Genomic DNA, 10,222 nt, shown 5'->3' on the forward strand with positions numbered 1-10,222 from the left:
CTTCAGGAAATTTAACATCTGGAAGCTTTGGCGCGAGTAAAGAAGTGGAGGCATATAAAGCACAATTATCAGCAGTTGGTCAAATATTATATCAACCTTATTTAGATTTTTCAAATCCTAGTAATTTGTTAAAAATAGGTAAAACACAAACCGTCACTGAGCTTAATGAAATTAACAATAGTTTTCTTCAAAGCTTAGTTGATAAACCAGGACTTAATCAAACTTTAGTATATCCACCAAAAACAGATAAAAATTATTATGCAAATTAAAATGTGTTTAATTATATTGATTCTATTCGTTTCATGTAAAAATCAACCCTTATCAATAATAGGAAATGAATATATTTATGAAAACAAAAATAGAAAGTTATCTATTCAAATATTAGATGAAAATAATCTCATTATTAAGAATAGTTTTAATTGTACTAATATAGATGCTCACTTCAAAAATATAATCTTTAAAAAGAAATACCTTATTTCTAAGAATAAGATAATAATTTTGAATCCTGAGAGGGAAGAGTTTAACTTACCATATTTTAATTATAGTGATTGTGATTTTCTGAGTGAAAAATATAGAACAAATATAAGGAAGCTTTATGATGGAAGGTCATTTTATTCTGATAAATCTTTGTATTATATACCAAATATCGACACTTTAAAAATAACACAAAATGATTTATATTATTATAAAAAAATTGAAAATGGAAGTGTTGGTTTCATATTTAAAAAGCAGTAGCATATCAAAGTTAGTGATAATGTCAAGCTAATGTGAGAAGCTCGCTCATTCCTCTGTAAATAAAAACCTCTCGCAAATTGTTGAGCTGCAGTTTTTCCCTACGGCGGAAGGATTTTTTGATTACTAGAATAATAAATATATTTACCAGTATAAAGATCATTTATGCAATGTAAGGGTAAGTTTTGGGAGAAACAGCACAGGAGTTCTTGAAATTGTAGATGCCAATGATTACTATCCTTTTGGAATGAATCATTTGAATAGTGGCAATGCCTTCTTTGGAACAGGAAGTTATAAAGCTTACAAGTACAATGGAAAGGAGCTGCAAGAGACAGGAATGTATGATTATGGAGCGAGATTCTATATGCCGGATTTAGGAAGATGGGGTGTACAAGACCCAAATCAAGAATCTTATACCAATCATTCTTCATATAATTATGTTGGAAAACCCTATTATGAGAATTGATCCCGATGGAAGAGATTGGTATTACACAGGTGATGGACAATATCTTTATAATAAGGATTTAAACTGAGATAATGCTGACCAATTTTTCAAAGACAATAATATAGAAGGAGCTAAGTATGCTTTTGCGAGCAATACTATGGGGACCATGAACTATGCGGCAGATGGATATATATATGACGATTCTGCAACTGGAGGAGGAAAGGCTCTTGAAGATTGCAGGGGTTACAGTTACTAAAAGAAATTGGTGGAACAGTCCTTTAGCAAGGTTTTTAGTCCCAGATAGATTTGGTGTTACAACAAGCTCATCTGCGGGAGGTGGTTTAGAAGTTGGAGCTAGTGGTGAAGTAGATTATAATTTCTTTGGTGGCAAAAATATGCGCTTTCGTATCACTGTCGAGTTCCTGTATTGCTTTTAGCTTTTTCAGCGTATCGTTGTCAATCTGTTCATACTCTCCGTCCTTTACAAGATAATCCAGAGTACCCTCCCGCTGCCGCACGATTGTATCGTGTGGATGATAAAAGAAAACCACTGCGTTATGCGGTGGTTTTTTGTATTTTTACGGATCTGTATCATATTGAAGAGATACTTCAAACTAGGGATAAATAAAAGTTAGCTTAAGCCGGCTTTTATTTATTTATTTATTTATCAATCAAAATCTTTCTCACGGCTTTCTGATCACCAGACTTTAAAGTAACGAGATAAGCACCTTTGGCTAATCCCGAAACATTCAGTTTAGTTTCGTTTTCCGTATTTAAAATTAAACGGCCACTCATATCCGTTACTTCCACCTTAAAGTTTTTTACTTCATTTGGGAATTCGATGTACACCATATCTTTGGCAGGATTCGGATAAACTTTAGCCATCTCTATTTTGTCTAAAGTTTTTTCTCCGGTTCCCAGAGTGGATGTTGAAGCTACGGCAAAATGCTGAAGTGCTCCCACAGCAGCTTTTCCAACATTAAATACATACGTGGGATCTACATTAGTAAATATATCTGTTGAAGTATGAGGATGAGGACTTTGAACATTTTCATAAAATCCTGTAATAATCTCATTTTTTGCCTCAAACGGCATATAATCAGAGGAATAAGCTGACGTTATAGCAGTTTGCAGAGGTGAATATAAAGTTGTACAAGTTGCAAGCTGTTGAGTCATAGTATTGGACATTGCATTATTAGCCGGCTGCCCTCCATTATCTCTCTCACATTTAATGGTATTATTATTATTTCCTAATTTTCCTCCTACTTGATCTAAATTGAAAACAAGTTTTATATCCAGTACACGATTATCCGCCTGGTAAGCAACATTATTAGCATAGTGCCCACTTCCGAATAATCCCTGCTCTTCACCGGAGAAATGAATAAATTTAATAGAATATTCAGTAGGGACGTCTTTTAAAATTCTGGCGGCTTCCAAAATAATGGAAGTTCCGCTACCATTGTCATTTACACCCGGACCATTGATAGTATCATAATGGCCGCAGATAATAATGTAGGTATTAGGATAAACAGTTCCTGTTTTGGTAATTACTAAATTTTTTGAACTAATGCTGTTTCCCTGATAAGTAAATGTAAAGGGATCTTCCACTATTTGGCTTGCGGTATATCCATAAGAGGTATACTTATTTTTAAGCCAGTCTAAAGCAGATGTATTAAGAGCCGAACCCGTTGTTTTTACCCCCAGGTTTTCAAACTCCTGCAACAATGTTGTAATATTCGTTTGAGTAACCTGATTGGCCCTGTTTTGATATGCCTGAATAAAGGTCTGAGCCTGCAAACAATAGGCTCCAAAAGAAAAGAGTAGAAGAGAAGTAATTTTTTTCACTTGATATGATATTTAGTAATTCTTTATATTTTTCACAATAATTTAGCAAATGTAGTAATAAAAAAATCCCGGGCAAAGAAACCCGGGACTATATTGATAACAAAAATTTTACATTATTTTACTTGATCTACAACTGCTTTGAAAGCTTCAGGGTGATTCATTGCTAAATCTGCTAAAACTTTTCTGTTAAGCTCAACGTTGTTCTTTTTAAGAGCTCCCATAAACTGAGAGTAAGACATTCCGTGCTCTCTGGTTCCCGCATTGATACGAGTGATCCAAAGTGCTCTGAAGTTTCTCTTTTTCTCTTTTCTACCACGGTAAGCATATTGCATTGCTTTTTCTACCGCGTTTTTAGCTACTGTCCAAACGTTCTTTCTTCTTCCGAAATAACCTTTAGCGTGCTTAAAAATTTTCTTTCTGCGAGCTCTTGAAGCTACGGCATTTACTGATCTTGGCATAATTTAAATTGTTTTTTTGAAATGTGCGGCAAACTGTTTCATTGCACTTAGGGGCTCCATTTCAGGGTTAAAATTTTGAATTTGTTTGAATTCTTATAAACCGAATATAGATTTATAAAAACTACTTAATGGCTAATTGACGTTGAACACTTTTCTCGTCCACTTTAGCTACGTAAGAAGTAGTAGTAAGATTTCTCTTCTGCTTAGTTTCTTTCTTAGTTAAGATGTGGCTTTTGTAAGCATTTTTTCTTTTGATCTTACCAGAACCAGTAAGAGCAAAACGCTTTTTAGCACCTGATTTCGTTTTTAATTTTGGCATTGTTTTGCTTTTTTATTGTTTTGTTATCAATATCTGTTGTTGGTTATACCTAAACAATTAGGAATAATAGTTTGCAAAGATACAAAAAAAACACTAATTATTTCTCTCTAATACAACAGATTCTATTAAAGCATTATGTTCGGGGATAATAAAAACTTTCATTTGTTTATTTTGATAAGCGATAGTCGTTTGAAAATCAATATTTTTAGTACTTCTAACGGTTTTAATCTTCCATTTTTCATCCGGAACACGAAGTGATATTTCATACATATTTCCGCTATTCATAGGCTTTAAAAGCTTTTGACCTGTAAACACACTGGTTGTGTCTTTTGAGTGAGAAAATAAATACCCCGGAATTTTTAATTCGTTTTGATATCTTTTAATTCCTGTATTCCTCCCGTATTTATTAAAGAACAAAACATATTCATTTTCTCTTTCCGTAGCCAGGGTTTTAATATAATCCGTATTGAAGAACTTATTGTCTTTAAGCTGATCACCAATATTAAAACAAAGATCGGCACCTGTATTAAAAATAATAATATCTGGATTTCTGCCCAGCACATACTTCGCATCTCCCAGTTCATGTGCTAACGTACCTGTGCCAAAGCTGGCCGGGGGATGTCTGGGGATATAATAATCGTTCAAACCAAGCATGTCAATGCTCGGCAATTCAGAAGAATAGGGGATGCAGCCTGCTGCTGTTACGGCAATGAGCGTTTTTGTAGGAAAAGTAGCTTGCAATTTTTCGCCAAGCCGCATCCCTCTGAACTCCCATCTTTCATTTACTGCATTTTGATTATCCGTAAATTTTGTTTGTAAAAAAGCATTTACAATGAGAACACCCAATACTCCAAGAACAATTTTTTTATTCTTAAAATTAATTTTGTTGACTGCATTAAGACCTAAAATGATAGAAAAAGTAAAGAAAATTAGTACTACATAATAATGCCTGTAAGCTGGAAAAATATCTCCTCCTACTAATGTTACATAAGAAATCCAGGCAATAGTAGTACACAGTATATAAAGACCAAATATATTCTTTTTCTTAAAGATTAAAATATACATTCCATACAAACCGAGAGAAGAAATGAGCAATGTTCCCAAAAAGGCTTTCACATGATAAAACCCGCCTCTGAGAATATGATGAATGGTAATTTTAACTTTTACCAAAGCCGTATTAGGAACCAATTCTCCATAATAGCTATACCTAAACAGCAATTGCGACAGCAGAAATAGAGCAGGAATCAGTATGGTTACTATTCCTATTTTTAAGAGTTTCTCTTTATTTTGCCTGTTAATAGCCAATAAAAATGCAGATGTAATAATTGTGAACAAAAAGCCATCCGGTCTCGTAAGAGCAAGCAATCCTAACCAGACAGATAATGGATAGATCGTCTTAAGATTATTAGAGCTTACAATCCGTAAAACATCAATAAATATTAAGGTCACCAGCAAAGCATACAACGGCTGTTCCAAACCGCCAATAGCCCAAACCGCAAAACATGGAGTCGTAATCAATAATATGACTGCAAGAAAAACATATTCCTTTTTTATATTCTGCTTTCTAAAATAATTCAGAATTACCCAAATAGTGGATAATGAACAAAGTATTCCAAAAATTCTTGCAGATACAATAAGATCAATTCCCAGTTTTCCTAAAGCAGAAACCCCGAGGATCCAAAGAAAATTAGAATAACCTTCAACAGGATGACCGTCATTCCAGCTTAAGCCTTTTCCTTCAAGGAAACGCTGGACATAACGCAGTGAGATTAAGCTGTCATCCGAAATAAAAGGATAATAATAGGAACAACTCAGGAAGAATATAACAATGGAAATAATAAAAAAGATTCTATACCCGAATTTCATTAAATATTATATTTATATTCATTTTCCCAAGCCTTTCAGGAATTGTTGGCGAAATTACAAAAAAAGCTGTAGATACTAAATATCCACAACTTTTATATAAAGGAAGTTATGCCTTAAAAAATGCTAAAAGATCCTTATTGATGGTCTCAGCCTCAGTAGTGGGCATACCGTGAGGAAAACCAGGATAAGAAATCAGTTTTCCGTTTTTCAGTAGGGTAGCCGCAACTTTTCCAGTGGTTTCAAACGGAACGATCTGATCATCTTCACCATGCATCACCAGTACCGGGATATCCACATTTTTAAGATCTTCCGTAAAATCCGTTTCAGAAAAAGCTTTAATACAATCATAATGAGCCTTAATGGATCCCATCATGCCCTGTCTCCACCAGTTTCTTCTCACTCCTTCAGATTCTTTGGCCCCTTCTCGGTTATATCCGTAAAAAGGAATTGTAAAGTCGATGAAATATTGTTGTCTTTGAGTAGCGGTATTGTGACGGATTTCATCAAAAACAGACATTGGAATTCCATTAGGATTATCTTCAGTTTTTATCATAATAGGTGTTACTGCACTCACTAAAACAGCTTTTGCCACTCTTCCGTTTCCATGCTTAGCCACATATCGGATCACTTCACCACCTCCTGTAGAATGACCAACATGAATAACATCTTTTAAATCCAATGCTTCTACTAATTCAGCCACATCAGAAGCATAAGTATTCATATTATGACCTTCCGCAGTCTGGCTGGATCTTCCGTGGCCTCTTCTGTCATGGGCAATTACTCTATAACCTTGTTCTAAGAAGAATAACATTTGTGCATCCCAGTCATCGCTGGATAAAGGCCATCCATGGTGAAAGAAAACAGGCTGTCCTTTCCCCCAGTCTTTGTAGTAAATTTCCGTTCCGTCTTTTAATTGTAGTGTGCTCATAGCTAATATTGTTTTAATGATTAATGAATGATTTCTATAACAAAGGTAGAACTAAACATTTTCCCGGATCTTATCATAGGTTATATTTTAATAATTATTTAACCTTTATTATAAAACAAAAAAACCTCAAAATTACTTTGAGGTTTATATTGTAAAGTTTAAATTAATTAAACTATTTTACTGCTTTTTTAGGGCTCATCATCATGATCATTCTTTTCCCTTCCAGTTTAGGCAATTGATCCACTTTACCAACGTGCTCCAGTTCCTGGGCTAATTTTAAAAGCAGGATCTCTCCCTGATCTTTGAAGATGATTGAACGTCCTTTGAAAAAAACGTAGGTTTTCAGTTTCGAACCTTCTTCGAGGAATTTTTCAGCATGCTTCTTCTTGAATTCATAATCGTGGTCATCTGTCTGAGGTCCGAAACGGATCTCCTTTACCACCACTTTTACCTGCTTAGCCTTTAGTTCCTTCTGTTTTTTCTTTTGCTCGTATAAGAACTTTTTATAGTCCAAAATTCTAGCAATAAACGGTTCAGCTTTGTCGGAAATTACTACTAAATCCAATTCCTGTTCCTGAGCAATTTGTCTTGCTTTGTCAGTAGGATACACTCCCGGCTCTACGTTATCGCCCACTAAACGAAGTTCTCTCACACGAATTTTATCGTTGATCAAGTGTGCGTCCTCTTGTACCGGACGTCTTTGTGGGCCCCTGTTGTTAAATCTTTGTGCTATTGTATTATAATTTTATTGGTTAATTCTAATTTACTATATAATCAAAAATTAAAAGATATTTACATGAAGTAATTTTTAAATCCTTTAATCTTTTAATCATTAAATGGCTGCTTCTTTCTTAAAATAAGAAACGAAATCTTCCATGCTCATGGCTCCAAGATCTCCTTCACCACGTCTTCTTACAGAAATTGTGCCATCTCTTTCTTCATTTTCTCCTACCACTAACATGAATGGGATCTTATTTAATTCCGCATCACGTATCTTTTTCCCTGTCTTCTCGTTTCTGTCATCAATTTGACCGCTAATATCGTGATTTTCTAAAAATTGTGAAACTTTTTTAGCATAATCTACATATTTTTCACTGATCGGAAGAATAATAAACTGATCAGGGCTCAGCCACAATGGAAAATCTCCTGCAGTATTCTCCAGCAAAATCGCGATGAAACGTTCCATAGAACCGAAAGGCGCTCTGTGGATCATAACCGGTCTGTGCTTCTCATTATCATTTCCGATATAATGAAGATCAAATCTTTCCGGTAAGTTGTAATCTACCTGGATAGTTCCCAGCTGCCATTTTCTTCCCAAAGCATCTTTTACCATAAAATCCAGTTTAGGACCATAGAACGCAGCTTCACCGTATTCAATAACTGTAGTCAGGTTTTTGTTTTTTGCTGCTGTAATAATTGCGTTTTCCGCTTTTTCCCAGTTCTCATCAGAACCGATATATTTTTCTCTGTTCTCAGGGTCTCTCAAAGAAACCTGAGTCACAAAATCTTCAAAACCTAAAGATCTGAACACGTACAATACAAGATCGATTACCGCTTCAAATTCTCCTAAAAGCTGATCCGGAGTACAGAATAGGTGAGCATCATCCTGAGTAAATCCACGAACCCTTGTTAATCCGTGAAGCTCACCACTTTGCTCATATCTGTATACAGTCCCGAATTCTGCATATCTTTTCGGTAAATCCCTGTAGCTCCATTGTGAGGTTTTGTAGATTTCGCAGTGGTGCGGGCAGTTCATTGGCTTCAGCATGAATTCTTCTCCTTCATTAGGAGTTTTGATTGGCTGGAAGCTATCTGCGCCATATTTATCCCAGTGTCCGGAAGTTACATATAATTCTTTAGCACCAATATGCGGCGACATTACAAATTCATACCCTCCTTTTTTCTGAGCGGCAGAAAGGAAATTCTCTAATTTTCTTCTTAAAGCAGTTCCTTTTGGCAACCATAATGGCAATCCTGCACCTACTTTTTCAGAGAATGCAAAGATTCCTAATTCTTTACCTAATTTTCTGTGATCTCTTCTTTTCGCTTCTTCTAATCTTTCAAGATATTCGGTAAGATCTTTCTGTTTTGGGAAAGAAATACCGTAAACTCTTGTCAATTGAGGATTTTTCTCATTTCCTCTCCAGTAAGCTCCGGCGGCATTCAAAATCTTCATCGCCTTTACAATACTGGTATTCGGAATATGTCCTCCACGACATAAATCTGTGAAATTATCGTGAGTTACAAAAGTGATTTCTCCATCATTAAGCTTAGAGATCAATTCAACTTTATATGGATTGTCCGCATACACCTTTAATGCTTCTTCTTTAGAAACAGGGTATAAGGAGAAAGTAGAACCTTTTTTAGCATTTTCCAATACCTTCTTTTCAATTTTCTCAAAATCTTTTTCAGATAAGCTTTCATCTCCGAAATCTACATCATAATAGAACCCGCTTTCGATAGCCGGACCAATCGTCAACTTAGCATTGGGATAAAATTCAAGGATAGCCTGCGCCAATAAGTGGGCAGAAGAATGCCAGAAAGCTTTCTTTCCAAGATCATCATTCCATGTCAATAATTGTACCGTAGAATCCGTGGTGATAGGCGTGGTCGTCTCAACTTGTTTGTCGTTTACAACTGCGGAAATGGTATTTCTAGCCAATCCCTCGCTTATAGATTTTGCCACATCTAGCGGAGTAACTCCTGCCTCGAATTCTCTGACACTATTGTCTGGAAGTGTAATTTTTATCATTGTTTACTAAGAAATTTTTAAGAGGCAAAAATACGCATTTTTTAGTTAAAAAACTATATCAATACGATGTATAGATAAGATTTAATACGTAAATCCACATAAATTGGGCTTCAAAAAATTAAGAATTGATCACGTTTCTAATATTGAATACATTATAAATTAATTTGAGTTTGAAATAAGTGAAGTATGTTGAAATTGCATAAACGCTATGTACGCAGAAGGTATCTGTATTTTGTTAATTTTTATTTTTCGTTCGCCAAGGCGTTTACTCAGCAAGTGTGCGGTAAGTCATCGCTGAACAGAGTGCCTTTGCGAACGAAAAATAAAAAAACTTTTGCGGATTTTGCGTTAAAATTAAATGTTAATCAGACTCAGGTAAATTAAGATTCAGATTTCCTTTTGTACCTTACTTTTTCCTTGATGATTGCAATAACATCTACATTTCTTACTTTGGATTGTACCCAACCGTGAATATCTATATAAAGCAAAGATCTTCTGTAATATTCATTTTCAGAGAAAAGTTCCAGCTTCTTATCAAATTCTTTGAATAATTCCTGTTGTTTATTCTGAGTTAAATCATTCAACTTTTTGAAGAATTTAATACTTTCAAAATGGAATTCATCCGGTTTTTTCATCTTTTTGGCAAATTTCAGAGTAGCTTTGATAAAATCATCATAATCTTCATCAATAGCTGATTCATACTTTGCCATAAGAATCAGAATCCTTGTATGGAACAGCAAATCTTCCTGCACATTTCCTTTGGATTCAATTACCTTCATGGAATACTCAATAGATTCCTGGAATTTTTTACTTCCGAAAAACATGGCCGCCATTTTCAGGTAAAGAATCATGAAATGATGTTCATCAATCTTATCTT

At 34.8% G+C, this 10,222-nt stretch carries 11 protein-coding genes and 1 pseudogene; 3 read left to right on the forward strand and 9 right to left on the reverse strand.

All coding sequences use genetic code 11. The features are described 5' to 3' along the window. The 3 genes from ACGHIN_RS15315 to ACGHIN_RS15325 form a co-directional block, all read left to right on the forward strand. The coding region (locus tag ACGHIN_RS15315) for a hypothetical protein (protein WP_390455420.1) at positions 1 to 269 on the forward strand (269 nt) is incomplete at its 5' end. After that, positions 259 to 735, forward strand: coding sequence for a hypothetical protein (locus tag ACGHIN_RS15320; RefSeq protein WP_390455423.1), 477 nt, complete (start codon positions 259 to 261; stop codon positions 733 to 735). The genes ACGHIN_RS15315 and ACGHIN_RS15320, both read left to right, overlap by 11 nt. A 244-nt stretch (positions 736 to 979) precedes the next feature. After that, positions 980 to 1,198 (forward strand): RHS repeat-associated core domain-containing protein, encoded by a 219-nt coding sequence (locus ACGHIN_RS15325; protein ID WP_390455426.1) that lies wholly within the window; start codon positions 980 to 982, stop codon positions 1,196 to 1,198. A 320-nt stretch (positions 1,199 to 1,518) separates the two neighbouring features. On the opposite strand, the gene ACGHIN_RS15330 is transcribed toward ACGHIN_RS15325, so the two are convergent. From ACGHIN_RS15330 to ACGHIN_RS15370, 9 genes and pseudogenes are all read right to left on the reverse strand, one after another. Further along, on the reverse strand, positions 1,519 to 1,695 hold the full coding sequence (locus ACGHIN_RS15330; RefSeq protein ID WP_390455428.1) for a hypothetical protein: 177 nt from the start codon (positions 1,693 to 1,695) through the stop codon (positions 1,519 to 1,521). Between the two features lie 142 nt (positions 1,696 to 1,837). After that, complete coding sequence (locus ACGHIN_RS15335) at positions 1,838 to 3,022, reverse strand: M28 family peptidase (protein ID WP_390455431.1); 1,185 nt, start codon at positions 3,020 to 3,022, stop codon at positions 1,838 to 1,840. A gap of 113 nt (positions 3,023 to 3,135) precedes the next feature. Beyond that, on the reverse strand, positions 3,136 to 3,480 hold the full coding sequence (gene rplT, locus ACGHIN_RS15340) for a 50S ribosomal protein L20 (RefSeq protein WP_122636445.1): 345 nt from the start codon (positions 3,478 to 3,480) through the stop codon (positions 3,136 to 3,138). A 121-nt stretch (positions 3,481 to 3,601) separates the two neighbouring features. After that, positions 3,602 to 3,799, reverse strand: a complete 198-nt coding sequence (rpmI, locus tag ACGHIN_RS15345) for a 50S ribosomal protein L35 (RefSeq protein ID WP_002979658.1) — start codon at positions 3,797 to 3,799, stop codon at positions 3,602 to 3,604. Positions 3,800 to 3,892: 93 nt separating this feature from the next. Beyond that, on the reverse strand, positions 3,893 to 5,665 hold the full coding sequence (locus ACGHIN_RS15350) for a glycosyltransferase family 39 protein (protein ID WP_390455437.1): 1,773 nt from the start codon (positions 5,663 to 5,665) through the stop codon (positions 3,893 to 3,895). Positions 5,666 to 5,771: 106 nt separating this feature from the next. Next, complete coding sequence (locus ACGHIN_RS15355) at positions 5,772 to 6,593, reverse strand: alpha/beta fold hydrolase (protein WP_390455439.1); 822 nt, start codon at positions 6,591 to 6,593, stop codon at positions 5,772 to 5,774. A 172-nt stretch (positions 6,594 to 6,765) separates the two neighbouring features. Then, positions 6,766 to 7,266: a translation initiation factor IF-3 gene (gene infC, locus ACGHIN_RS15360; protein WP_390455442.1), complete on the reverse strand. Its 501-nt coding sequence runs from the start codon at positions 7,264 to 7,266 to the stop codon at positions 6,766 to 6,768. 159 nt (positions 7,267 to 7,425) lie between these two features. Continuing rightward, the gene (thrS, locus tag ACGHIN_RS15365; protein WP_390455445.1) at positions 7,426 to 9,345 is read right to left on the reverse strand and encodes a threonine--tRNA ligase; all 1,920 of its coding nucleotides are present in this window, start codon (positions 9,343 to 9,345) and stop codon (positions 7,426 to 7,428) included. Between the two features lie 380 nt (positions 9,346 to 9,725). Beyond that, a pseudogene (locus ACGHIN_RS15370) lies at positions 9,726 to 10,222 on the reverse strand (hypothetical protein); the annotation flags it as partial.

The sequence above is a fragment of the Chryseobacterium barbadense genome, assembly GCF_042849955.1.
Classification (GTDB): Bacteria; Bacteroidota; Bacteroidia; order Flavobacteriales; family Weeksellaceae; genus Chryseobacterium.

Coding starts and splice junctions, on each gene's coding strand:
- ACGHIN_RS15320 (WP_390455423.1), top strand. CDS start 259: ATGCAAATTAAAATGTGTTTAATTATATTGATTCTATTCGTTTCATGT.
- ACGHIN_RS15325 (WP_390455426.1), top strand. CDS start 980: ATGAATCATTTGAATAGTGGCAATGCCTTCTTTGGAACAGGAAGTTAT.
- rplT (WP_122636445.1), bottom strand. CDS start 3,480: ATGCCAAGATCAGTAAATGCCGTAGCTTCAAGAGCTCGCAGAAAGAAA.
- rpmI (WP_002979658.1), bottom strand. CDS start 3,799: ATGCCAAAATTAAAAACGAAATCAGGTGCTAAAAAGCGTTTTGCTCTT.
- ACGHIN_RS15350 (WP_390455437.1), bottom strand. CDS start 5,665: ATGAAATTCGGGTATAGAATCTTTTTTATTATTTCCATTGTTATATTC.
- ACGHIN_RS15355 (WP_390455439.1), bottom strand. CDS start 6,593: ATGAGCACACTACAATTAAAAGACGGAACGGAAATTTACTACAAAGAC.
- thrS (WP_390455445.1), bottom strand. CDS start 9,345: ATGATAAAAATTACACTTCCAGACAATAGTGTCAGAGAATTCGAGGCA.